We start from the raw sequence: 23528 nt of genomic DNA, 5'->3' as shown, positions 1-23528 counted from the left end.
CATGGGTAGCACTGAGACTGGGCGGCTCTACATCAGTGACGTTACCTTGCGTGACGGGATGCACGCGGTGCGCCACCAATACAGTCTGCGGCAGGTCACCGACATCGCGGCGGCGCTGGACGCCGCGGGTGTGGACTCGATCGAGGTCGCTCACGGCGACGGGCTCGGCGGGTCCAGCTGCGTCTACGGGTTTGGTGCACACACGGATTTGGAGTGGATCGAGGCGGTCGCCGCTGTGGTGCGACGCGCCAAGATCGCGACCCTTATCCTGCCGGGAATCGGTACCATCCGAAATCTCGCCGCCGCACACCGGGCGGGTGCCAGCGTGGTGCGCGTCGCCACCCACTGCACCGAGGCCGATATCTCCGCGCACCACATCGCGGCCGCCCGCGACATGGGCATGGACACCGTCGGCTTCTTGATGATGAGTCACATGACAACTCCGCAGGCGCTGGCTGAGCAGGCCGCGTTGATGGAGGGCTTTGGCGCCGGCTGTGTGTACGTCGTCGACTCCGGCGGCGCCATGACCATGCGCGATGTCGCCGAGCGTGTCGACGCGGTGCGCCAAAAGCTATGTCCGGAAACAGAAGTCGGCATCCACGCCCACCACAACCTGTCGCTGGGGGTGGCGAACTCGATGGTGGCTGTCGAGCATGGGTGTCGCCGCGTGGATGCGTCACTGGCCGGTATGGGTGCGGGTGCGGGCAACGCCCCTCTGGAGGTGTTCATCGCGGCCGCTAACCGCATGAATTGGCAGCACGCCTGCGATCTCAACGCCCTCGAGGATGCCGCCGAAGACCTGATTCGCCCGCTTCAGCAACGTCCGGTGCGCGTCGATCGCGAGACGCTCACCCTCGGTTATGCCGGTGTGTACTCCAGCTTCCTACGGCACGCGGAGGTGGCGGCCGAACGCTTCGGTGTGGACGCACGAACGCTTCTCGTCGAGGCCGGGCGTCGTGGGATGGTTGGCGGGCAGGAGGACATGCTCGTCGACATCGCCCTGGACCTGTCGGGCGCGACCGCGCATTGACGTTCGCCGCAAGGGCTTTCGGCACCTTTACCGTCCGTGCATCAACGGGGGCGTGGGCGCTGAAAAACGGTGGTGCCGCGTCTAGATCACGACATTTCACGGCCAGGGGAAGCCGGGTGCCGGTGCGGGTACGTCTGCCGGATTGGCCTCCTCGAAGTGGTACACCGGGCCGGACGGGCCGTTGGTCACGGTGACGGCGAACCAGTGGCACACACTCAGATCGAATCCCGGCGGTATCGGAACGGTGTATCCCCATTTCTGGCCGGGGCAGTAATGCCAATAGGACGGCCCGGCCTGGGCGGGTGCGGCCAGGCCCAGGCCGGCCACGGCTACGCCAGCGGATGTCAGCGCGCCCGCGACCATCCGACCTAAGGTGCGAGGTGTATTCATCAGTAGTCCTTTCGCTGCCAATTGCGCCATACATCACGGCAATCCATTACCGAAAATTCTGACGATCGCGGCCGGCTACCGATCCCAATTGGGGTCCAGAATTACTTTGTAGACGGACCGTCTCGCCGCATACTGCTTCTATAGGCAGCCGCTCGTCCGCAGGAGAGGCCACGGTGACTACGGAAGACACACTGACCGACACGGCAGATAAGGCCGGCAAGACCAACCGTTACCACTTTGATCGGCACACTCCGGAGTACCGCGAACGGTTCACCGCGATCACCGAGGAGATGCATGCCACCTGCCCGCTGGCGTGGACCGACACCTATGACGGACATTGGGTGGCCGCGGGCAACCGGGAAGTCTTCGAGCTCGCTCGATGCCCGCACGTGTCCAACGATCACGACGTGACCGGCGAAGGCACCGGCTATAAGGGCATCACGATTCCCACGCTGCCGCAGGGAACCGGCGTCCGCGGCGGCATGCTCGAGATGGACGAACCCGAGCACTCCGCCTACCGCAGCATCCTCAACCCCTACCTGTCCCCGGCAGCCGTCAAGCGCTGGAAGCCGTTTGTCGACGAGATCGTGCGGGCGAGCATCGACGAGAAAATCGAAGGAGGGCGGATCGACTTCGTCGACGATCTCGCGAACGTCGTGCCCGCCGTCTTGACCCTGGCGATGATGGGCGTTCCGCTGAAGAAGTGGCAGCTCTATTGCGAACCGGCCCACGCCAACGTTTACACCCCCGCCGATTCCCCGGACGCACCAAGGGTTTTGGAGCAAACCATGGCAATGGGGGCGGACCTGTTCAATCACCTCCTCGAGATCCGGGAGAACCCGCGCCCCGGCCTGGTGGATGCGTTGGCAAGACTTCAGATCGACGGCGAACCCGCCCCCGACAGCGAGCTGCTCGGAATGCTCGGCTTGATCATTGGCGGAGGCTTCGACACGACGACCGCGCTGACCGCGCACGCACTCGAATGGCTCGGCGAAAATCCCGAGCAGCGCGAGCTGCTCCGGCGCGAATCGGACACGCTGCTCGACTCGGCGACCGAAGAGTTCCTGCGGTACTTCACGCCTGCTCCGGGCGACGGTCGCACGATCGCCGCCGATCTCGAAATAGCGGGCACACGCTTCAAGGAAGGCGATCGCCTGTGGCTGTCCTGGGCGATGGCCAACCGCGACCCCTCGGTGTTTCCCGATCCGAATCGTTTGGACCTCGGCCGTAAGAACAATCGGCACTTCAGCTTCGGGCTCGGCATCCACCGCTGCATCGGCTCCAATGTCGCGCGCGTGGTGTTCAAGTCGATGCTTACGGCGGTGCTCGACCGGATGCCCGACTACCGCTGCGACCCCGAGGGCACCGTGCACTATCCGACCATCGGCGTGATCCAGGGCATGCAGCACCTGCCGGCCACCTTCACCCCCGGCAAGCGGCTCGGGTCGGGGCTCGACGAGACGCTGGACAAGCTGCAGCGGGTCTGCGACGAACAGGGCTGCGCGCGGCCCATCACCGAGCACACGGCGGCGGCCGTCATCGGCGACTGATGCGTTTCTTTGCCTGCCCACTTCCGGGCCGCTGTCGTCGGACTTGTCGAAACGGCAAAACCGGTGCAGAGTAGCCATCAGCGGGGGCAAATAGAGGAGCGCCGATGCGTAGGACAAGGTTTGCTGCAGCCGCCGCGTTAGTAGTGGGAGTGTCACTCTCGACCGCGCCGGGCGCGGTGGCCGCGGTGGGCGACGCGGTTGGGTATACCGTGACCTCGGATGCCCCGCTGGCGGTGGTTACGTACTACGACGCAGCGGGCGTCATGCAGAGGCTGACCAATCAGCCGGTCCCGTGGTCTTTCTCGTTTATGAACAAGGACGCCAGCCCCACGTCGATGTTCGTCGTGACCGCGAATCCCACCGGCCAGAAGACGGCATGCACGGTTAGCGTCAACGGAACGGTCAAGGACACCAAGTCCGGCACCGGGGCGGGCGAGGACAACATGGTCCAGTGCTCGACGATCGGTAACCCGTAGTCAGAACGCTTGTGTCCCAGTCGGTTACACCGACAGATCGCGTCTTAGCTTGGCGACGTGCCCGGTGGCCTTCACGTTGTACTGCGCGACGGCGATCTTGCCTTTTTCGTCGACGACGAAGGTAGACCGGATGACGCCGGTGACCGTCTTGCCGTACATCTGCTTTTCGCCGTAGGCACCGTAGGCCGTCAGCACCTTGCGCTCGGGATCGGACAGCAGCGGAAACGTCAGCCCCTCCGCATCGCGGAACTTGGCGAGCTTCTCCGGCTTGTCGGGGGAGATCCCGACGACGTCGATGCCGGCCTCGTTGAGCTCGGCGAGGCTGTCGCGGAAGTCGCAGGCCTGCTTGGTGCACCCCGGCGTCGAGGCCGCCGGGTAGAAGTACACGACGACACGGCGTCCCTTGTAGTCGGCCAGCGACACCTTGTTTCCGTCGGCGTCGGGAAGGCTGAAGGCGGGCGCTTTGTCGCCCGGCGCCAGCCGCGTGGTCTCGGTCAACGTGGGTCCTTTCTGTTCCCGGCGCGCTGGCATCAAGGCCAGCTGATCTAGGGTAGTGCCTCAGGTGCACAACGCCGACTATGGAGTACTTGGAGGACAGGACCGTGGCCGACCGGGACCCCGAAGCCATCAAGCAGGAGATCGACCTCGCCCGCGACCAGCTCGCGGCAACCGTCGACTCACTCGCCGAGCGTGCTAACCCTCGCCGTCTTGCCGACGATCTCAAAATCCGGGTGATCGGGTTTGTCACCAAGCCCGCCGTCGTCGTCACTCTGGCCGGTGTCGGTGCGATCGTCGTCGTGATCGTGGTGCGCCGGGTCAGGAACCGCTGACGCGGCCCAGCCCCTCAAGCGCGGCCGTCGACTGTGACTCCGTGGCTTTGGCTGTGCGGCCCGGGCGCGAAAATCACCGAATCGTCGCCGTAGCCGCACACTCGATTCGGGCCATGCCGGCGCCGGCTATTGTCGTCGGCGCGTGGCGACCGCTGAGTCAGGCGGCGTCGGCTGCGGCGCTGCGCTGCACGTGCACCGGGAGATCGTCGGCCCACGGTTGGGTGGTGACCATGTCGTCGACGTCGATGTAGCCTCGCTCGAATTCACCCGTCGCCGCATCCACCAGCCGATATTCCTGCCGCTGCCGCTGGATGGGCTGCGCGTCGAGGATCACCACCCGCACGTCGCCGGGCTGGAAGCCGCAGCGCTGCTGGAGCGCCTCGATGAGGCACTCGTTGTGCATATGGCCGTCGCCGAAGTTCCAACCCAGCACCATCGAGCACAGCACCTCGCCCTCGCACAGGTTGTAGTCGTCCTCGTCGTAGCCGGCCAGCGCCCGGTGCACCAGTGTCAGCAGCGCCCGCCCGTGGGTGTTCATGCCGCGGAACGCCAGCGCGAGGTGCAGGGGAATCAGCGTCTCCTCCTTGCTGCCGTACAGCCGCTCGAGTTGCAGGTGCTGCATCGGGCCCAGCGCACGGGACCCGGTGCGGAACTTGTCGTCCACCGCGGGCTTGACGCACCACACCGTGGTGTCCCAGTTGCCGGCGTAGTAACGCATGCCGGGCAGGAATGAAACCTTGCGCGGGAACAGGTTTCCCACCACGACGACCGTCGTGATGACCGCGAACAGCACGATGGGCCAGGGGCTGGTCAGGTCCGACAAACCGATTTGTGCGTGCGCCACGAACAGCCACAGCACACCGAAGATCATGAACACGTTCCACTCCAGCGGTACCCCCATCGGAAATGCCAGCAGGATGTTCAGGTGAAACACGATCATCACGAACGCGGCGATCGCGGTCGGCCAGCCGCCGTGGGAGAAGAGCAGCGCTAGTGGCACTAAACCTTCGATCGCAGTGGAGAAGTGCGCGATGAAACCCGACAACGCGCTGGGCCTCAGGTCGTCCGGATAACGCTTGAACAGCGATCGCTTGAGCACGCCCGAGGGCAGGAACGGATTGTTGGCCAACATTGTCGAGATCACAAACGGGAAGTGTCTGGTGATCTTCGATGTGGCCGCGCCCAGCCAGATCACCATGAAGACGAGCTTGGCTCCGATGACGATGTCGGTCCCGACGAACAGGAACGCCAGCGCCAGCGGCCCGTACACCTCGGAGCGGGCGGCCAGGAAGATCACCTTGTCGCGCAGGCTGATTGCGGCCAACACCGCGAGGATCGCGATGGTCTGCCACCGCGGCAGCACGCCAATTACCGTGCCCAGAGCCGGAATTGGGCCGGACCCGTCAGATACCAGTGCCATCGTCAGCAATACCAGCAGCGCGCCGTACAGCAACGCGTCGAACGGGGTCCGGTCGATGCCCTTGGTCAGCGGCACTCGCTTCGGCCAGGGGGGCAGCCGGATGGTGCCGGGCCGCAGCCAATACAGGATCGATCCCATCGGCGGGAAGTAGCGCCCGGCCAGCGGCCCGAAACAACAACCCAGACCGACGACTTCGAACAGCATGGTGAACAGCACGGCCTTCTGGAACACAATCGGTTCCGACCACCACGTGCGGACGTCGCCGAAGCCGCCGATGCCCGTGGTGCACCATCCGAAGAACCAGCCGCCAAGGATGTAGAGCGCGATCTTCACGCCGTACATCAAATGCATGATCAGGGGAGTGCCGAAACCGTTCTCGGCGACATGGCGTTGCATCGGGATGATCCGCTGGGCGCGAGGCAACTTGCTCCACTCGGCCAGGTCGACGACGGGCAGGTTGGGTTTAATGAACCCCATTGCGGCTCCTTCGGCGCGGCTAGTTCACCAGGGGTGCCAGTCATCAGCCAGGCACCGAGGAAAAAAACTACTCCCGCCAACCATCGCGCGATAGGATTTGCCAGGCAGACAATGACGACCCAATGCGTTCGGGGTTCTAGTGGAGCGCCGTCAGGGTTTCGAAGCCCGGACCCGCTGATCGAGAGAACGCGGCCCGGTTAACGACTGGTGGCGTCCCCGAATTCGCTGCGACGGTCGAGTTGGACCGGCGCACAGAGACTCGCAAGTTGACAGCCGAAAGCTTCGCGGAGGCAAGTCCATGCGTCACACCACACACAACCTGTCACAAGATCACAAACAACTGTGCGCCAGCGACTTTCACTCGCTCGGCGTCCGTGATCTGCTGGATGCCCGCGACCAGTTTCACGTGCACCTCGCACACAAAACGAACGTATTCTCCACCGCGATTGGGCGCTACCTCATCCGTGACACCGACCGTGACGTGCACGAAGCGGGCACTGGTAAGGCCCACGAACGCCACCCCAAGGCACCACCGCGCACCCTGCTGAATTCCACAGTAACGAGATGGTCGTGGCCGTGCATTCTGGTGTTTGTCAAGCAATGGCAAACCCTCGAGGACCTGATCAAACGGCCCGAGGATGTGGTTCCACCGTTTGTGTATATGGCGGACGGGCGCATTGTTCCGGTTTGCGTGGTCCTCGCGGAGTCCGCCGATCTCCCGGCCCGCGCGCTCGACCCGAGCCTGCTCGCGGCCAGTTCGCTCGGCGTCGGTTCGCCTGTTTATGTCGACGCCCAGGGCATGCGCCGGATGGGCACGATTGCCTGCATGGTTTCGGATGGCAGTGACTTCTATGTCCTGACCAACACCCACCTCGCCGGCGAGGTGGGGCGGCCCGTACGAGCTTTAATACGCGGTGTTCCCATGGTGGTCGGGAGCACTCTTGGAACGCCCAACCTGACGGAGCGCACATTTTCGGATGTGTACCCCAGCCTGCCCGGCAGAGACGCCGTAGTGAACATTGATGCCGCCATCGTCCGGCTGGAAGATGCCAACATTTGGCAGGCGGACGCGCTCACTCAATCGATCGGCGACGTGGCGGATTTCAGCGCCGGCACCGCCTCGCTGTCCTGGATCGGGAAGCCGGTGGCCGGGCGTGGCGCCGCCAGCGGAGAAATGCGCGGAGAGGTCAAAGCCCTTTTCTATCGATACAAGTCGGTCGGTGGGCGGGACTATGTCGCCAATTTCGTCATCGGCACGCGATCGGATGACACGGGCCCGCTGGTCACGCAGCCGGGCGATTCCGGGTCGCTGTGGTGCCTGGACGGAGTCGTGGAGCCGGACAAGCGTTCGCCGTTCGGGCTGGAGTGGGGCGGCCAGCGAATCAGCAACGGTCCGGGTGCCGGCCAATTCCTGCAGTTCTCGCTGGCGACGTCGATGGCAGTGATCCTGCGGGAACTCAATCTCGATCTGCTCGCCGGACCCGCGGCCGAACGCTTTCAGTATTGGGGACCGGTGGGGCACTTTAAAATCGGTCAGCAGGCTTGCTTCCTGGTGGGAAACCAGGCGTTGCAGAAATTCTTCATTGCCAACATCAACAACCTCAGTTTCAGCAGCGACGAGCAACTCGCACTGGCGACACATCTGCAGGCCAAGGATTTCGTCCCGCTCAGCGACGTGCCGGACGTGGTGTGGAAGACGAATATCAACCGGGTCAAGCCGGAAGTCGCGCGGGCGATGGAGAACTGGAACCACTACGCCGATATCGATCTTCCCGGCGGCGACGGCCAAACGCTGATTGCGCGCTATGAAGCCGACGAGGACTCGCTGAATCACAGCACCTGGCTGAGCTTCTATCAAGATGCGCCGCTTCCCAGTGCGTCGACAGCAAGGTCCAATAACCAAGGGGCGCTACCATTTCGCGTCTGGCAGGTCTTCGCCCAGATTGTGGAATTCGCGAAGAACGGAGACGGCGCAAGTTTTCTCGCCGCGGCCGGCTGCCTGGCGCATTATGTGGGCGACGCCTGCCAGCCGTTGCATTCCTCCCAACACTCCGATGGGTTGAATGGGGCCAGCACCGGCGTGCATGCCACGTATGAGGACCACATGGTGGACGCGCATGCCGACGACATCGCGGCCCGGATCGGCGATGCCATCAAGAACCTGAGCTTCACGCCCCGCGCGATTCACAGTCCGCGCGACGCCGCGAAGGCGGCAATGGATTTGATGATTTTCGCCCAGCAGACGCTGCCTCCCGAGACGATCTGCCAGATCTACGACGACGCCCGCCCAGGCGGAGGCAAGAGCGCCACCAAGGCCGCCGCGGTTCTGGACGCGCTCTGGGAGAACTGCGGCGAGCAGACCATCGAAGTCATTGCGGCGGGAGCCGTGACGCTTGGCGCGATGTGGGCGGCCGCCTGGAAGCTCTCCGGCGCGTCAAAAAGCTCGGCATGGCTGACCACGGTTTTCGACGGCGCCACTGACTTGATGCCGATCTACGAGGACAAGGATTTTCTGCGGTCGCTACACCTTGCCTATTTGGGACAGGACGACCTTCCAGGATCCGACGCTCCGCAGCATCCGCCTCCGGCTCCCCACGGCGACGCCCCAGCCCGCAGTTCTCCCAAGAACAAGACTGCTCAGAAGCGGGCGGCGACGAAAGCCCGGGGAGTCAAGGCCACGGCGAAGCGACCGGCGCCCAAGCGATAAGAGCGAAGGGTCAGCGGCCAGCCCTGGTCATCAGCCATGGGAGACAAACCCACTACCCGGCCTCGCGACTCAGTGCCCCGTTGGAGTATGCGAGTCGGCACATACGTCATCATGCTTCCGGACCGAGAGCAACTCCGGTGCGGCGCAATTCGTAGTCGCCGGGGTTTGGGCGGTTGGTCCATCTCCAATAGTCGAAGATCCGGAACCCATACAACGTCGGCACGTGGCCCGCGGCGTTCTTGTAGTAGCTGCTGGAGACCGCCGGGTGGGTGTACACCATCTCCTTGAGCCGTTGCTGGCTGCGGCGGTTGTAGTCGTCGCACACGTCCGCGCGTACCGTTGCGGAGCCGAAACCGCCCGCCAGCACCATGTCGATGCAGCCCATGATGTAGCGCATCTGGCATTCCGAGTTGTAAATAATGCTGGCCCCGTTCACAGCGTTGGTGCCGGGGCCGAACATGCAGAAGAAGTTGGGGAACCCGGGCACGGTGACACCCAGGTAGGCGTACGCGGAATCGCCCCAGGCTTCGTTCAGCTCTAGTCCGTCGAGTCCCCGGACATTGATGGGCCCGAGTTGGTGATTGACGTCGAAACCGGTCGCCCACACCAGCACATCGGCGGGTCGATGTATGCCATCCGCGGTGCGTACGCCGTCAGCCGTAATCTCCGCGATGCCGTCGGTGATCAGCTCGACGTCGTCGCGTTGAAGTGTGGTGAGCCAGGTTCCGTTGTCCTGCAATGTTCGCTTGCCCATCGGGGGATAGTTCGGGGTCACCTTCGCGAGGAGTCCCTCATCGGTGCAGAAGACCCGCATCCAGGCGATGAACATCTCGCGAATCGCGTGGTTCGACTCACTGCAAGAGAGTCCGCCGTCGTCCCAGTGCGGGTCGATCCTCACCTGCTCGTCGAGTGCGTCGGCGATCGGCCACCACGACACGAACCGTGACCACCTTCCGTAGTAGGGCAGATGGCGGATCGCCCACCTGGCGCCCTCGGGGATGGCCTCGTGGTAGATCGGGTTGGGCGCCATCCACTGCGGGGTGCGCTGGTAGACGTCGACGTGCTGAGTCGAGTCGGCGATCGCGGGCACGAGCTGGAATCCGCTGGCGCCTGCTCCGATGACCGCTACCCGCTTACCTGTCAGGTCGATGTCGTCGCGCCAGTCGGCTGTGTGGAAGGATGGCCCGCGAAAATCGCTGGCCCCCTTGATATCCGGAATCACCGAGTTGCTGAACTGGCCGACCGCGCAGATCAGGGCGCGCGCGCTCAGTGTCTCCTCGGTACCGTCCGCCGCTCGGATCGCCACCCGCCAGGTTGCCGATTCCTCGTCCCAGTCCGCACCGGTCACCTCGGTGTTGAATCGCACGTCGGGTGCGATGTTGTAGCGCGTGGCAACGCCGTCCAGGTACCGCAGGATCTCGGGCTGCTCGGAGAAGTAATGCGTCCAATGGTCAAGTGGCTCAAACGAGTACGCGTAATACTGGTTGGCGATGTCCACTCGACAGCCCGGATAGCGGTTGGCCAACCAGGTTCCACCCACCGCCGACTGCTTTTCGATGATCGTGAACGGCAGGCCGGCCGCCTGGAGCTTGATGCCGGCCAGCAGGCCGGCCTCGCCACACCCGATGACGACCACGGGGAACGCTTCCCGCTGCTCGGGCGTGGACTCGAGTACCGGCCCGCATTGATCGGCATCGCTGAACCGCAGGTCCGCGGCGACGTAGTCCAGATACTCCTCGGTGACCTGCCCGGCCGATATCGCCTCGAACATCACCCGCATCTGTTCGGCATTCGGAATGAACGGCGGGGGACAGCCGCGGTCGCGGTAGTCGCGGATCACCTCGAAGGCGCGGTTACGCACCAACTCTTTGTCGGGCTCGCTCATCGCGCCCTGCAGATCCATCGCGATCAGCATGAATGGTCGCGGAAGTTCCTCCAGTAAGCCCATATCGCCGGTCATGTGCACCATCGACATCAACAACGCCGGAACACTCGCCTGGTCGACGGCGTCCCGGATGACGTCATCGGCGTCATCGAACGGGAGACCGAGCAATCGGCCGAGGTCTGTCGATTCCGATGACGAAGCAGTCACCTGCACAATGCCTCCGCATGACTAGACAGATCATCATTTATGTCTAGCCGTACGTTAGCATCATGTCGGATACAGCTGAAGGAGGTCGAATGGCAGCGGTCCATGAGCCCACGCCCTTCAAGGTCTCGGTCGCCGACGGTGATTTGGACGATCTGCGGCGGCGCCTCGAATCCGCCCGGTGGCCCGACGAACTCGACGGAGCCGGATGGGATTACGGAACCGAGCAGGCGGCGCTCCGGTCGCTCATCGACCGTTGGCGTGACGGCTATGACTGGCGGGCCACCGAAGCCGAACTCAACGGGTGGGGATCTTTTATTGCGACTGCCGCTGGACAGCGGGTGCACCTGCTGCACGTTCCATCGGCTGATAACAGCGCGATTCCGTTGGTGCTGATCCACGGATGGCCCGGTTCGATCGTCGAATTCTTCGATGTTCTTCCGCTGCTCCGTGAGCAGTTCCATGTCGTCGTGTTCTCCATGCCGGGTTATGGATTCTCCGGGCCGACTACCGAACGGGGTGTGGACACGGCGAAGGTCGCGGCCGCAGTGGACGACGTGATGGGTCAACTCGGATATTCGCGATACGTGGCGCAAGGCGGCGACTGGGGCGCGCTCGTCGTCCGCTACCTAGGCGAGCACTTCTCGCACCGGGTGGCCGCCATCCACACCAACATGCTGTTCTCGCCATTCGACGGTGACGGCTCCGACGCGATGACCGGCGTGACCGAGACTGAACTGGCTGCGATGATCACGTCTGCGGAGCGGATGGCCGGCGGCACGGCCTACATGGAACTGCAAGGGACCCGACCGCACTCGCTGGGTTTCGGACTAAATGATTCACCGCTCGGCCTCGCCGGCTGGATCCTGGAGAAGTTTCATGCGTGGAGCGACATCCGCGACGGGATGCCAATCCGAACTGACCGGCTGATCGACAACCTGATGTTGTACTGGCTCACCGGTACCGCAACGTCTGCGGCCAGGTTGTACGCCGAAGCGGCGCGAGCGGGCACCGGCGCCCTGAGCGAGTGGACGGGCCGGGTCGACGTTCCGACCGGCTACGCCGTGTATCCGTATGAACTGATGCGGGTCCCGAGAGTATGGGCCGAGAAGCGCTACAACCTGCTGCATTACACCGTCCAGGAGCGAGGCGGTCACTTCGCGGCTTTCGAGCAGCCGCATCTCTTTGCGGCCGACGTCAACGCATTTGGGCAGACGCTGCGAGAACAAGGGATCTTCTGACTCACCTAACGGATTTTGGCCTTGGTGCGTGACTTCGTCTGCGGGGCACCCTTAGTCGTCTTTTTGTTCGGTCGGGCGGCCGGACTGAGCGGAGCGTTGAGGGAGATCGCCGGCGCAACCCACCTGCGCAGGAACGCTCGCAATTCCTGGCCTCGATGTGGCGGGCGCCCAGGATCGATGACCAACGATTGGAAGATCCGCAGCATGAACTCGACCAGCCGATCGAGTTCATCGCCGACGAGCCCTGCACTGTCCCAGTCAACGTTGAACCTCTCGACTATTGAGCGTCCGAACGCCATCGCGACGTCAGAGGTGACGCCGGCCGAAAATGTGCTGGCCTTGCCCGGGGTCAACAGCAGGCTCAGGTACCGCTCGTGGGGAAGCCTTTCCAGCGTGTGGGCGATTCCCTCGACTACCGCTTCGGCCGGGTCGTGGATCTTGTGCACGTGGGCGGCCAAGCTGTCCAGGAACGGGCCGACTTCCGCGATCGACGTCGCGAACAACAGTGCTTCGGTGCTGGGGAAGTAGCGATAGACAGTCTGACGGGTGACGCCGACGTCCTTCGCCACGTCGGAAATGCCGAAGTCCGTGCCGGATAGATCGATCCGGCGCCGTGCGGCGTCGAGGATACGGGCGATTGCCTCCTCATCGTCGGCCGGCGTGGCGCCCGACCACCCATGTGTTCGCATCAGCAACAGGATTCCATACGTCCACTGCAGCGCGTTGCCGTGATCGCCCACGACCCCAACGAAGGGGCAGTGCACGCGGCGGCGGGCGATGAAGACTTCGCGAGCTACCGCAAAGCGGACAGGGCGTCCGCCATGGCCAGCATGATCATATGATCATCGGCCGCAACGAGATTGGCGTTCAGCACATGGTCCGCGTTTTCGCCCAGGAATTGGGTAGAGCGCTGGGCTGACTGCACCTCACCGACGCGCAAATCCGTTCGCGTTCTCGTCGGCGGCGCCGCTGCGCGCGGTGGACGCCGGCGCCACGGCAGGTGATCGCCGGCCGGCGCGCAGGAAGCTGCCGGTACGCACCTTCCCGAGGATGTCGGTGGGTACGCCGTTTGCCACCACCTGCCGGCCGCCGACGAACACCGCGACGACGGTGGCGTCGTTGCGATTCACCATGCGGGACAACCCGCCGTACTGTTCTACGCGTTCTTCGGCGTACTCCTCCAGGGAGTCATCGAGACGCTCGGGATCGATGATCGACAGGTCCGCCCGATCGCCGATGCGCAGGTGGCCGGCGTCGATCCCATACCAGTCGGCGATTTCGCCACTGAGGCGATGTACGGCGTGTTCGACTGTCATGAAAGGTCTTCCGGCCTTTGCCGCGTCCTGCACGTGCTTGAGCAGCCGCAGGCCCATGTTGTAGAAAGCCATATTCCGAAGGTGCGCACCGGCATCCGAGAATCCCAACTGGGTGTAGGGCTCGGTGGCGAACTTCTTGAGTACTTCGGGGCGGTGGTTGGAGATAGTGGTGAACCAGCGAAGTTTGGTGCCGTGTTCGAGTACCAGGTCGAGGAATGCGTCGACGGGGTGCAGGCCGCCGCGATCAATGCCGACCTCGCCGAACGACTTTCCGACGACTGACCGATCCGGGCAATCCGTGATCATCGCGTCGAAAAAGTCGCGGTGCCACACCCGAATTCCGAACTTCTGGTCGTAGTCTTTGCGGAACCGCCGGCGGTAGGCCTCGTCGCGCATCAACTCGTCGCGTTCCAGACAGTCTGCCAGGTGCATCGCTTCCTGCCCCGATCCGAACTCCTCAAAGATGACGAAGTCGATGCCGTCGGCGTAGACGGTGAACGGTACCGGCAGATGCTGAAAGCGGAAGTCAGCGCCGAGCCCATTGACCGCGGTGGCCAGTCCCTTGAGGAAGTAGAACGCGACAGGATTTGACTTGGCGTCCGCCGCAGCCAGCAGGCTGGTCTTCAGCGGCGTGCGAAACAACCCGATCGACTGCACTGCCTGGACCACCATCCGCAGCGGCATGCCGATGTCGGGAGCCGATTGCAGGACGCGGCCCCGGGTGCGCACCAGCGTCTGCAGTCGGCGGTTCTCTTGCCATTTAGCGTAGGTGGACGGCAGTGTGCGCGACCGGCACGTCTGCCCGTCGAGTTTGTCGAACCGGAGCTGATTAGTCGACAAACCGATGAAGCCGGCATCGAGCGCCTCGGTCAGCATCCGCTCCATGCGCGCCACTTCGGCGCGGGTCGGCTTGACGTCGTCGTTGGTGGAGCGGTCGAGCCCCATGGTGACGGTGCGGATATCCGAATGTCCAATGAAGGAGCACAGATTCGGGCCCAGCGGCAGTCCCTCGATCGCCGCGATGTACTCCTCGCCGTTGCGCCACGTCTTGTGCGCGCCGATCGACTTGATCACATATTCGCGAGGGATCGCCTCGACTCGGCCGAAGAGGTCGCCGGCTTCTTCGGCATCGACGTGAATGGTTGATATCGAGCACGATCCCGTTGCCACGGTTGTCACGCCGTGCCTGACCGACTCTGCCAACCCGGGGCCTTCGAGGACCTCGATGTCGTAGTGCGTGTGAATGTCGAGGAACCCGGGGACAACCCACTTTCCGGATGCGTCAATGACGTTGGGGCAACCGGCTTCGTCGAGGTTGTCGGTCGAGACTGCGGTCACGTGCCCGCCCGAAATTCCGATATTGCGGATGGCCGAGGGCGCTCCAGTCCCGTCAAACCACCGTCCGTTTCGGATGATCGTGTCGTATGACATACCCGTCCCTCGCCATCTAGATCGGCAGTCGCGCCTGGCGCTGCTCACCTGCTCGCTTGACCATACGCTGCTGACGTACGTGGATGGTGATGAACTCCGCAGCAGGCCGAAAATCACACCATACAAAAGTCTAAAGTGTATGATCGTGCGCAGACCCTCGACGAGCCTGGGGATGCGCAGATGACTGATCTGGTGATTCGCAAGTTGCCGTGGACCTTCGATGACACAGTCCCGTTTCAGTGGCAGCCGGCGAACCCGATGTTTGGGATATTCGGCAACCTGTTCACTTTTTTCGCCGTCCCCTTCGAGCAGTACATCATCAACGCGCTGAGGGACGCCAAGGATCGAGTCACTGACCCTAAGGTCGCCGAGGAGATGGAGGCCTTCGTGCGGCAGGAGGGCCAGCACTCATGGGCACACCGTAAGCACATGAACACCCTGATCAAGCAGTATCCAGGACTAAAGGAAACTCAACGGGAGGTCACGGATCTCTTCGATTCGTTACTCGCGAGCCGATCCACTGAGTTCCACGTCTCCTACGTGGCGAACATCGAAGCCACCTTCACGCCGCTGTTCAAGGTCTTCCTGGACCACCGTGATTCGATCTTCGGCGGCGGCGATCCGCGAATCGCATCGTTGATCTTGTGGCACTTCGTCGAGGAGATTGAGCACCGCAGTTCCGGCCTCATCATCTGCGATCACCTGACGCGTCATCGATGGAGCCGGTCGAGGTACACCTTTGCGACGGCCAAACATGTGATGTCGGTGGTCGAGGCGATCGCGCACGGTTTCGATCGCCACGTGCCCGCCACCGATCGAGGAGGGCTGTCCGCCCACCGGACCATGACGTCCGGCGTGGTAGTCACCGAACTGAAGCGCCGGCTGCGGCTCCGATTCGTAGGACCATCGCGCAAAGTATTGCCCCCCAGCATGTTTCACGATGTCCCATCGCGCGAACTGGTAGCAATGATATTGCGGCTCATCATGTCGCAGGCTCCGTACCACAATCCGGCAGACCAGCCGTTGCCGCAGTGGGCCGCGGTGTGGATGGCGGAATACGAGCGTGGCGTCGACATGACGACATTCTTCGATGCGCCGGCCAAGGCCGCTGCGCCTCCTGACCGCGACTAGGGTCGTGCGGCCGTCGCTCCGGGCGTGGGTTTCGCCAACTGGTCGGGACGACTTGTTCGTAAGTAGGCACCGACGGTCAGGGCAACGGATATCCCGGCCATCGTCAAGGCGAACGGCAACGATCCCGTTCGTGCGCCGGTCGCGGTGAAACCGTCTGTCGCACTGAAGTAGTCGGGCAGCGTCGCAGCCCAGCACACCGCCGATACGGCGAGATACACACCCACCAGACCCAATGCGAAATGGCCGCGATCAACGCCCGCAGGTATCTTCCGGTCGATCGGCGCCTGGTTGGCGAGGGCGTCCTGACCGTCGACCATACACATAGGGCAATGTGGTTTGTCTAGAGCAGATACGGCGTCGACCGCGTCTGCTCTTTCGGCTGACGATTTAGGACGGTGCGACTCTTCGACGAAGGTCGGGCGCGCCACCCAGGCTCTGCCGTGCCGCCGAAATGGCCCGCGGAGACATGCTCGGCTGGCGGGGTTGGTGCGATTGCGCCCGCGAAGCGGCGGGTGCAGCGGAACTGCGGTTGTGCGCCGTCAGGGTTTCGAACCCCGGACCCGCTGATTAAGAGTCAGCTGCTCTACCAACTGAGCTAACGGCGCTTGGTCAGCCGAGATTGCGTTGCGACTTTAACAGGCATCCTGTCGCAGCGCGAAATCGCTGGATCTTTCAGTGTAGAGCCTGCGCGGCGTGTGTTTTGCGGGCCTTGCGCTGCTGCCTTAAGGTCATCGGGCTGAGTTGCCATGAGCACACGGCGTAACCCATTAGAATATTTGCAAGTATTCTCCGGTCAGCGGTGACCGTACATAAGCATCAATATTGTGGAAGGTCACTTGATGGCGCCTTTGCGTAGACGTCGATCGTGGCTGGCTGCTGGGTTAGTGATGTTTGCCGTGGTCGGCGTCTCCTGTAGCGGCAACCACGCTGCCGCGCCGCCGAAGATCATCTTCGACAAGGGCACACCGTTTGCCGACCTGCTGGTCCCCAAGCTGACCTCCTCGGTGTCGGACGGCGCCGTCGGCGTCACGGTCGATGCGCCGGTCACGGTGAACGTTGCCGACGGTGTGCTGGCGTCGGTCACGATGGTCAACGACAACGGCCGGGCGATCAACGGTCAACTCAGCCCGGATGGGCTGCGCTGGTCGACCACCGAGCAGCTCGGCTACAACCGGCACTACACGCTGAACGTCAAGGCGACCGGGCTCGGTGGCGCGGCGAGCCGCCAGATGAGCTTCGCGACCAGTTCACCCGCACACCTGACGATGCCCTATGTCGCCCCGGGCGATGGTGAGGTCGTCGGCATCGGCGAGCCGGTGGCGATTCGGTTCGACGAGAACATCGCCGACCGCGCCGCCGCCCAGAGGGCGATCAAAATCACCACCAACCCACCGGTCGAGGGCGCGTTCTATTGGCTGAATAATCGCGAAGTGCGTTGGCGCCCAGAGCATTTCTGGAAGTCGGGGACCGCGGTCGACGTCGCGGTCAACACTTACGGCGTCGATTTGGGCGACGGGATGTTCGGCGAGGACAACGTCAAGACCCACTTCACGATTGGCGACGAGGTCATCTCGACCGCCGACGACACCACCAAGATGGTGACCGTCCGGGTCAACGGTGAGGTCGTCAAGACGATGCCGACGTCGATGGGTAAGGACAGCACCCCGACGGCCAACGGCTTCTACATCATCGGCGGCCGGTACAAGCACATCATCATGGACTCGTCGACTTACGGGGTTCCGGTCAACTCACCCAACGGATATCGCACCGAAGTCGACTGGGCCACCCAGATGTCCTACAGCGGTGTCTTCGTCCACTCCGCGCCGTGGTCGGTCGGTGCCCAGGGCCACACCAACACCAGCCACGGCTGCCTGAACGTCAGCCCGAGCAATGCCGAGTGGTTCTACGACCACAGCAAGAGCGGGGACATCGTCGAGGTCGTCAATACGGTCGGGTCGACGCTTCCCGGCACCGAGGGCCTGGGCGACTGGAACATCCCCTGGCCGCAGTGGAAAGCCGGCAACGCCAACACCTGACGCGGCTAGTCCACGGGTTTGCGGCCGAGGCTGCCGGCGTGCTCGAGTCGCTGGTCGACGATCGCCTGCATCGCGTCCTGAGTGGTCGAATTTCCGGTGACGGCGCTCAGGAAATCTTCCCGGCGCAGCCGCCACAGGGCGCCCGCCTGCAGGCATCGCACGGTGGCGGTGCGCGGCACGTCGAACAGCAGGGCGATCTCGCCGAAGTGGTCACCGTTGTGCAGCGTTCGCACCGGCCGGCCGTCGACGACGGTTTCGAAGACGCCGGAGCCGATCAGGAACATGTCGTCGGCGGAGTCGCCTTGCCGGACAACGACATCGCCTTCGGCGGCCGCGACGGCGATCAAGGCCGAGGCAAGCTGGTCGGCGGCCGCGACAGACAACGGCCGAAACGCCGCCACGCTTCTGATGGCGTCCAATTCCGCGCGCTGCACCGGCGAGCGCCGTTCCACCCGCAGGACGCGCCACAGGCCGTAGATCGCGCCGAGCAGCGCCAAACCGGCTGCCACGCGCAGCGTTCCGCGCACTCCGATCGCGGCGTTGATCTCGGCGGCGCAGAACCCGGCCACGCCGACGACCGAGACGGCGATTACCGCGTTGATTCCGGCGAGCAGGTCCAGCGACCGTCCGGACGCGCTGCGTTGCAACAGGGTGCGCCCGCACACGATTTGGTAGGCGATCCCGATGCCGAACGCGCTCAGCAGCGGGATGGCCAAAGCCTGCGCCGAGGTCACCGCGAGGACGAGCAAGACCAGGGCGCAGGCCAGAAATCCGGCGACCATCGGCAGCGACATCGAATGACGGCCCAGCGAGAGGCTCGCGATGCCGCCGACCAGTCCGCCGATTCCGACCGCTCCGATCAGCACCGGGGTCCCCGACTCGCCCATATGCAGCAGCTCGGTCGCAATGCTGGCGACGATGCTTTGCGCGGTACCGGTCAGCGACGCGGTGATGGCCATGGCGGCGACCACTACCCGGGCATTCGTCGACCGCCGCAGTACGCCGATGCCGCCGGCGAGTTCGTTGACAACTCGCGAGCCCTCGTTGCGCACCCGGGTGTCGATCCCGCGAATGGTGAAAAGCGGCGATGCCCCCAGCGCGCAGAACACCACGATGGTCACCAAAGCGGCGGTGGGTCCGGCGGACCCCAATGCCGCGGCGGCCACCCCCGCGCCCACCAACACCCCGGAGGTCTCGAGCAGGGCGGAAACGGCGTTCGCGGCGACCAGCTGGGCCGGAGAGTCGGCCAGCCACGGCATGAGCGCGTCGTTCAGTGCCTTCGGGGCGGACTGGGTGAATCCTTCCAGTGCGATCACCGCAAACAGCAGCGTGGTCGCCGTGTGGTGTCCCAACAGCGGAATCACAAGCGCCACCGCGATTCCGCGAGCGACGATGGAGCCGGCCAGCACGCGCTCGCGCCGGAACCGGCCCGCCAGGGCGGCATACACGGGGGCGCTGATCGCCCCGGTGATCTGGCGAACGATCAGGAACCAGCCGGGGCCTACCGGGCCCAACAGATCGAAGGTGACGACCAACATCGTCGAGACCCAGGCCACATGGGCCACGACGCCGGCGGCGATCGATGATTCCGCTCTGGCGATATTGGCATTGGAAAGGGCATTGCGAAATGCAGCCCACCGACTCGCTCGTGCCGGCGCCTCGGCCATCGGGTCAGCATATCTTTCGGCTGACATGTCCGCTCGAGATTCGCTCTGCAGCTTGAATTAGTTGCAGCGCAATGGATTACAACGAAAATGCTATGCGCAGGTGAAGAACGGGTCGCATACGAGGGTGGCCGTGCACCCCGATGCTGCCGGGGCGGTGAACGCGAGAACCAGGACGAGGACGACCTTGTACTTCAGAACAGACATAACCACTCCGAACTTATGCAATGGGGTGATAGTACGCCATGGATCGTGGGGAAGGGCGGGCGCTGGCAAATATCGGTACCGGGTTGATGTCGGGATTTGGCGTGCGCAGCCAACAATTCTGGTCGGCGTCGCAAGGTCATTGCGCCACAGTGCAATAGGTCGCGAGCCGACAGCTAGATCGGCGGCCGATCAGCGGCGGTTCGCTGGCCGCTGTGCTTGCGATTGCCCCGGAGAAGCAAAAAAGGTCAGAGGGCAAAATGCCCTCTGACCTGTGGGGTGAGTGACGGGACTCGAACCCGCGACATTCAGGATCACAACCTGACGCTCTACCAGCTGAACTACACCCACCACGGCCGCCTGCTAGAAGCGGCGACTGTCGATACTAGCGGTTCGGGGGCTCGGCGGCCGAATCAATTGTCTGCGCAGCGCCGTCGTGGCCCTGTAGTTCGGCGGCCACCGCCGCGATCTCGCTGGTAGAAGGCCCGGGAAGGGGCACGAAGGCGGTGCGGCGGTAGAACTGCAGCTCGCGGATCGACTCGCGGATGTCGGCGAGCGCCCGGTGGGACAGCCCCTTGGCCGGCTGGCCGTAGTACACACGGGGGTACCAGCGGCGGCAGAGTTCCTTGATCGAGCTGACGTCGATCATCCGGTAATGCAGAAACGAGTCCAGGGCCGGCATATCGCGGGCGATGAACGAACGATCGGTGGCTATCGAATTGCCGGCCAGCGGTGCCGTCTTGGGCGACTTGACGTGCTTGCCGACGTATTCGAGCACCATCGCCTCGGCCGTAGCCAGGTCGACGGTAGACGCCCGCACCTCGTTGATCAGCCCCGAGCGGGTGTGCATTTCGGTGACCACGTCGATCATCGACGACAGGGCGGCGTCATCGGCGTGGATGACCACGTCGACGCCGTCGCCGAGGATGTTGAGATCGGCGTCGGTGACCAGGGCCGCGATCTCGATCAACTTGTCCGAGCCCAGATCCAGCCCGGTCATCTCGCAGTCGATCCACACCAATTCATCGCGCACAGCGCTCAGCGTAAGCCCACGTGAGCCCTGCCACCGTCGGCCCCTGGCAGTACTGTTGAGCGTTGCAACTTTCTCCTGGGAGGGCCCCGCAGCGATGACCACCGAATCAGCGGCCGACGGACCCGCCCGGCGCATCGCCAGCGGCTATGCCGTCGAAGGCCAGGCGTTGGAATTGGGCACCGTCGTCATCGACGGCAACGCGGACCCGAGCGCGCAGATTCGCATCCCGCTGTCCACCGTCAACAGGCACGGTCTGGTGGCGGGGGCGACCGGTACCGGCAAGACCAAGACGCTGCAGCTGATCGCCGAACAGCTCAGCGCGGCCGGGGTTCCGGTTTTGATGGCCGATGTGAAGGGCGACCTATCAGGACTATCGCGGCCGGGGCAGGCTAACGACAAAACGGCGGCGCGCGCCAAAGACACCGGCGACAATTGGGCGGCGACCGGCTTTCCGGTGGAGTTCTTGTCGTTGGGCACCGACGGGCTCGGCGTGCCGATCCGCGCGACCGTTGCCAGTTTCGGGCCGGTCTTGCTGTCAAAAGTGTTGGGGCTCAATGCTACTCAAGAGTCGACTCTGGGTCTGATCTTCCACTGGGCGAGGGAGAACAACCGCCCGTTGGTCACCCTGGACCAACTTCGCAACGTCATCAGCCACCTGACCGGCGACGAGGGCAAGGCTGACCTGAAATCCCTGGGCGGCGTGTCGTCCACGACGGCCGGCGTCATCCTGCGCTCCCTGGTGAACCTGGAAGGCGAGGGCGGCGACACGTTCTTCGGCGAGCCGAAGCTCGATCCGCGTGACCTGCTGCGTGTCGACGACCAGAAACACGGCACGATCTCGCTGCTCGAGTTCAGCGGTCAGTCATTGCGTCCGGTGATCTTCTCCACGTTCCTGATGTGGTTACTCGCCGACCTGTTCAACGAACTGCCCGAGGTCGGCGACATCGACAAACCCAAGTTGGTGTTCTTTTTCGACGAGGCGCATCTGTTGTTCACCGATGCGTCGAAAGCGTTCCTCGACCAGGTTGAGCAGACCGTCAAGCTGATCCGCTCCAAGGGCGTCGGGGTCTTCTTCTGCACCCAGTTGCCCACCGATCTACCCAACGACGTGCTGTCCCAGCTGGGTGCGCGAATTCAGCACGCCCTGCGCGCGTTCACCCCCGATGACCAGAAGGCACTGTCCAAGACCGTCCGGACCTATCCCAAAACCGATGTCTACGACCTGGAGTCGGCGTTGACCTCGCTGGGCATCGGTGAGGCGGTCGTGACCGTGCTGTCCGAGAAGGGCGCACCGACGCCGGTTGCCTGGACGCGGATGCGGGTTCCACGGTCGCTGATGGGCGCCATCGGCGCCGATGAGATCGCCAAGGCCGCGAAAGACAGCCCGCTGCAAGCAAAATACGGCCAGACGATTCAGCAGCCGTCGGAACCTGAAGTGCGCCAACCTCGCCCACCGTCACCGCAGGCCCCGGCGCCGCGAGACCTGCCTTCTTATCCAGACCCTTACGAGATACCGCCGATGCCCGCGCCGGCCGAGCCCAAGGGTCCGGCCATGTGGGAGGAAGTGCTGCAGAATCCGACTGTGAAGAGCGGCATCAACACCGCGATTCGCGAAGCCGTCAAGAGCATCTTCGGGACGGGCCGGCGCCGCAGATAGGGCCGCAGATAGGGTTAGCCGCCGCCGAGCTTCTTGTAGAACGCTCCGGCAATCGGCGCGACGATCGCGCGGGGGGCATACCCGCTTCCGACCGACATCGCCTTGGAGGTCAGGCCGGGAACGACGCGCATTTTGTTGCGCTCCAACGCATCCAGCGAGAGCCGAGCGGTGTGCTCGGTGGAGATCCACAGGAAGTCGGGCACCAGCCGTTCGACCAATGACCGCTCGGCGTCCTCGGGCAGATCGGTGCGCACCGGGCCCGGCGCCAGCAGCGTAACGTGCACACCCGAACGGCGAAGTTCACCGCGCAACGACTCGCTGAAGGTGTTGACGAACGCCTTTGAGGCGGCATAGGTCGCGTTGTAGGGAATCGGCGAATTGCCGGCCGCTGAACCGGAAATCAAGATGCCGCCCGCGCCGCGCTCGACCATCCCGGGCAGCACGGCCAACGTAAGGTCATGCACCGCTACGGCATTCAGTTGCACCTGAGCCTTTTCGCCCGCGGGGTCGAGGCCGGCGAGCGGACCGAACGTTCCGGTGCCCGCGTTGGCGCACAGGATGGAGATGTTGCGGGTCGCCAATTCGTCGCACAGTTTGGCCCGTTCGGCCGGGTCGGCGAGGTCGGCGGGCCGCACTTCCGCGGTGACGCCGTACTTCTCGGCTAGCCGAGCGGCGAGGTCGTTGAGTTTGTCCTCGCGTCGCGCGGTGACGATCAGGTGGTGCCCGCGCGCTGCCAATTCGGTGGCCAGCGCTTCGCCGATGTTTTGCGAAGCTCCAGTGACAACAGCGCGCGCATCGGGGCTGGGGGCGGGTACTGGCATGCGCCAATCGTAGACAGCGGCCAAA

19 protein-coding genes, 2 tRNA genes and 1 pseudogene are annotated in these 23528 nt (G+C 63.9%); 10 read left to right on the top strand and 12 right to left on the bottom strand.

Going from position 1 to position 23528, the window contains the following annotated elements; translation table 11 throughout:
* Nucleotide 1 precedes the first annotated feature (1 nt).
* Nucleotides 2-1030 carry a 4-hydroxy-2-oxovalerate aldolase gene (gene dmpG, locus MJO58_RS19450; RefSeq protein ID WP_239720605.1) on the top strand — a complete coding sequence of 343 codons (1029 nt, stop codon included), beginning with the start codon at nucleotides 2-4 and terminating at the stop codon, nucleotides 1028-1030.
* A gap of 96 nt (nucleotides 1031-1126) precedes the next feature.
* On the opposite strand, the gene MJO58_RS19445 is transcribed toward dmpG, so the two are convergent.
* Nucleotides 1127-1420 (bottom strand): hypothetical protein, encoded by a 294-nt coding sequence (locus MJO58_RS19445; protein ID WP_239720603.1) that lies wholly within the window; start codon nucleotides 1418-1420, stop codon nucleotides 1127-1129.
* A 173-nt stretch (nucleotides 1421-1593) separates the two neighbouring features.
* Between MJO58_RS19445 and MJO58_RS19440 the strand changes: the two genes are divergently transcribed.
* Both MJO58_RS19440 and MJO58_RS19435 read left to right on the top strand, forming a co-directional pair.
* Entirely contained in the window at nucleotides 1594-2970 is a 1377-nt protein-coding gene (locus tag MJO58_RS19440; RefSeq protein ID WP_239720601.1) for a cytochrome P450, read from the top strand.
* Between the two features lie 149 nt (nucleotides 2971-3119).
* Nucleotides 3120-3446: an MmpS family protein gene (locus tag MJO58_RS19435; protein ID WP_259608714.1), complete on the top strand. Its 327-nt coding sequence runs from the start codon at nucleotides 3120-3122 to the stop codon at nucleotides 3444-3446.
* 24 nt (nucleotides 3447-3470) lie between these two features.
* Here the strand turns inward: MJO58_RS19435 and bcp are convergent, their stop codons facing one another.
* Entirely contained in the window at nucleotides 3471-3944 is a 474-nt protein-coding gene (bcp, locus tag MJO58_RS19430) for a thioredoxin-dependent thiol peroxidase (protein ID WP_090604745.1), read from the bottom strand.
* Nucleotides 3945-4048: 104 nt separating this feature from the next.
* Between bcp and MJO58_RS19425 the strand changes: the two genes are divergently transcribed.
* Nucleotides 4049-4276 (top strand): DUF3618 domain-containing protein, encoded by a 228-nt coding sequence (locus MJO58_RS19425; RefSeq protein ID WP_090609456.1) that lies wholly within the window; start codon nucleotides 4049-4051, stop codon nucleotides 4274-4276.
* Between the two features lie 157 nt (nucleotides 4277-4433).
* On the opposite strand, the gene MJO58_RS19420 is transcribed toward MJO58_RS19425, so the two are convergent.
* Entirely contained in the window at nucleotides 4434-6173 is a 1740-nt protein-coding gene (locus MJO58_RS19420) for a DUF3556 domain-containing protein (protein ID WP_239720597.1), read from the bottom strand.
* A gap of 298 nt (nucleotides 6174-6471) precedes the next feature.
* Here MJO58_RS19420 and MJO58_RS19415 point away from each other — a divergent pair, with 298 nt between their 5' ends.
* Nucleotides 6472-8880, top strand: a complete 2409-nt coding sequence (locus MJO58_RS19415; RefSeq protein ID WP_239720596.1) for a Nal1-like putative serine protease — start codon at nucleotides 6472-6474, stop codon at nucleotides 8878-8880.
* 109 nt (nucleotides 8881-8989) lie between these two features.
* On the opposite strand, the gene MJO58_RS19410 is transcribed toward MJO58_RS19415, so the two are convergent.
* The gene (locus MJO58_RS19410; RefSeq protein WP_239720594.1) at nucleotides 8990-10972 is read right to left on the bottom strand and encodes a flavin-containing monooxygenase; all 1983 of its coding nucleotides are present in this window, start codon (nucleotides 10970-10972) and stop codon (nucleotides 8990-8992) included.
* An 89-nt stretch (nucleotides 10973-11061) separates the two neighbouring features.
* On the opposite strand from MJO58_RS19410, the gene MJO58_RS19405 reads away from it, so the two are divergent.
* On the top strand, nucleotides 11062-12210 hold the full coding sequence (locus MJO58_RS19405) for an epoxide hydrolase family protein (protein WP_239720593.1): 1149 nt from the start codon (nucleotides 11062-11064) through the stop codon (nucleotides 12208-12210).
* 5 nt (nucleotides 12211-12215) lie between these two features.
* Here MJO58_RS19405 and MJO58_RS19400 read toward each other — a convergent pair whose 3' ends face one another.
* A complete protein-coding gene (locus MJO58_RS19400; protein ID WP_239723354.1) occupies nucleotides 12216-12899 on the bottom strand; it encodes a TetR/AcrR family transcriptional regulator in 684 nt (227 codons plus the stop codon).
* Nucleotides 12900-12965: 66 nt separating this feature from the next.
* On the opposite strand from MJO58_RS19400, the pseudogene MJO58_RS19395 reads away from it, so the two are divergent.
* A pseudogene (locus MJO58_RS19395) lies at nucleotides 12966-13129 on the top strand ((2Fe-2S)-binding protein); the annotation flags it as partial.
* 7 nt (nucleotides 13130-13136) lie between these two features.
* On the opposite strand, the gene MJO58_RS19390 reads toward MJO58_RS19395, so the two are convergent.
* Nucleotides 13137-14957, bottom strand: a complete 1821-nt coding sequence (locus MJO58_RS19390; RefSeq protein ID WP_239723353.1) for an N-acyl-D-amino-acid deacylase family protein — start codon at nucleotides 14955-14957, stop codon at nucleotides 13137-13139.
* Between the two features lie 180 nt (nucleotides 14958-15137).
* Here MJO58_RS19390 and MJO58_RS19385 point away from each other — a divergent pair, with 180 nt between their 5' ends.
* Nucleotides 15138-16088 (top strand): metal-dependent hydrolase, encoded by a 951-nt coding sequence (locus MJO58_RS19385; RefSeq protein ID WP_239720591.1) that lies wholly within the window; start codon nucleotides 15138-15140, stop codon nucleotides 16086-16088.
* Here the strand turns inward: MJO58_RS19385 and MJO58_RS19380 are convergent.
* Complete coding sequence (locus tag MJO58_RS19380) at nucleotides 16085-16405, bottom strand: hypothetical protein (RefSeq protein ID WP_239720590.1); 321 nt, start codon at nucleotides 16403-16405, stop codon at nucleotides 16085-16087. The two genes, MJO58_RS19385 and MJO58_RS19380, sit on opposite strands and share 4 nt — an antisense overlap.
* Before the next feature lie 215 nt (nucleotides 16406-16620).
* Nucleotides 16621-16693, bottom strand: a tRNA-Lys gene (locus tag MJO58_RS19375).
* Between the two features lie 234 nt (nucleotides 16694-16927).
* On the opposite strand from MJO58_RS19375, the gene MJO58_RS19370 reads away from it, so the two are divergent.
* The gene (locus MJO58_RS19370) at nucleotides 16928-18124 is read left to right on the top strand and encodes a L,D-transpeptidase (RefSeq protein WP_239720588.1); all 1197 of its coding nucleotides are present in this window, start codon (nucleotides 16928-16930) and stop codon (nucleotides 18122-18124) included.
* Between the two features lie 5 nt (nucleotides 18125-18129).
* On the opposite strand, the gene MJO58_RS19365 is transcribed toward MJO58_RS19370, so the two are convergent.
* From MJO58_RS19365 to orn, 3 genes are all read right to left on the bottom strand, one after another.
* Complete coding sequence (locus tag MJO58_RS19365; protein ID WP_239720587.1) at nucleotides 18130-19791, bottom strand: cyclic nucleotide-binding domain-containing protein; 1662 nt, start codon at nucleotides 19789-19791, stop codon at nucleotides 18130-18132.
* 476 nt (nucleotides 19792-20267) lie between these two features.
* Nucleotides 20268-20343, bottom strand: a tRNA-His gene (locus tag MJO58_RS19360).
* A 34-nt stretch (nucleotides 20344-20377) separates the two neighbouring features.
* Nucleotides 20378-21025: an oligoribonuclease gene (orn, locus tag MJO58_RS19355; RefSeq protein ID WP_090604729.1), complete on the bottom strand. Its 648-nt coding sequence runs from the start codon at nucleotides 21023-21025 to the stop codon at nucleotides 20378-20380.
* Between the two features lie 94 nt (nucleotides 21026-21119).
* On the opposite strand from orn, the gene MJO58_RS19350 reads away from it, so the two are divergent.
* Nucleotides 21120-22682, top strand: a complete 1563-nt coding sequence (locus tag MJO58_RS19350; RefSeq protein ID WP_239720586.1) for a helicase HerA-like domain-containing protein — start codon at nucleotides 21120-21122, stop codon at nucleotides 22680-22682.
* 14 nt (nucleotides 22683-22696) lie between these two features.
* Here MJO58_RS19350 and cmrA read toward each other — a convergent pair whose 3' ends face one another.
* Entirely contained in the window at nucleotides 22697-23503 is an 807-nt protein-coding gene (gene cmrA, locus MJO58_RS19345) for a mycolate reductase (protein ID WP_090604724.1), read from the bottom strand.
* Nucleotides 23504-23528 lie beyond the last annotated feature (25 nt).

The sequence above is a fragment of the Mycobacterium lentiflavum genome (assembly GCF_022374895.2).
In the GTDB taxonomy this organism is placed as follows: Bacteria; Actinomycetota; Actinomycetes; order Mycobacteriales; family Mycobacteriaceae; genus Mycobacterium; species Mycobacterium lentiflavum.
This window is presented reverse-complemented; position numbering and strand designations above follow the sequence as displayed.

Bases quoted from the DNA above. Each gene is read 5' to 3' on its own strand.
- cmrA (WP_090604724.1), bottom strand. From the start codon at position 23,503: ATGCCAGTACCCGCCCCCAGCCCCGATGCGCGCGCTGTTGTCACTGGA.
- MJO58_RS19385 (WP_239720591.1), top strand. From the start codon at position 15,138: ATGACTGATCTGGTGATTCGCAAGTTGCCGTGGACCTTCGATGACACA.
- MJO58_RS19420 (WP_239720597.1), bottom strand. From the start codon at position 6,173: ATGGGGTTCATTAAACCCAACCTGCCCGTCGTCGACCTGGCCGAGTGG.
- MJO58_RS19365 (WP_239720587.1), bottom strand. From the start codon at position 19,791: ATGGCCGAGGCGCCGGCACGAGCGAGTCGGTGGGCTGCATTTCGCAAT.
- dmpG (WP_239720605.1), top strand. From the start codon at position 2: ATGGGTAGCACTGAGACTGGGCGGCTCTACATCAGTGACGTTACCTTG.
- MJO58_RS19445 (WP_239720603.1), bottom strand. From the start codon at position 1,420: ATGAATACACCTCGCACCTTAGGTCGGATGGTCGCGGGCGCGCTGACA.
- MJO58_RS19400 (WP_239723354.1), bottom strand. From the start codon at position 12,899: ATGCGAACACATGGGTGGTCGGGCGCCACGCCGGCCGACGATGAGGAG.
- MJO58_RS19370 (WP_239720588.1), top strand. From the start codon at position 16,928: ATGGCGCCTTTGCGTAGACGTCGATCGTGGCTGGCTGCTGGGTTAGTG.
- MJO58_RS19380 (WP_239720590.1), bottom strand. From the start codon at position 16,405: ATGGTCGACGGTCAGGACGCCCTCGCCAACCAGGCGCCGATCGACCGG.
- MJO58_RS19415 (WP_239720596.1), top strand. From the start codon at position 6,472: ATGCGTCACACCACACACAACCTGTCACAAGATCACAAACAACTGTGC.
- MJO58_RS19350 (WP_239720586.1), top strand. From the start codon at position 21,120: ATGACCACCGAATCAGCGGCCGACGGACCCGCCCGGCGCATCGCCAGC.
- MJO58_RS19390 (WP_239723353.1), bottom strand. From the start codon at position 14,957: ATGTCATACGACACGATCATCCGAAACGGACGGTGGTTTGACGGGACT.
- MJO58_RS19405 (WP_239720593.1), top strand. From the start codon at position 11,062: ATGGCAGCGGTCCATGAGCCCACGCCCTTCAAGGTCTCGGTCGCCGAC.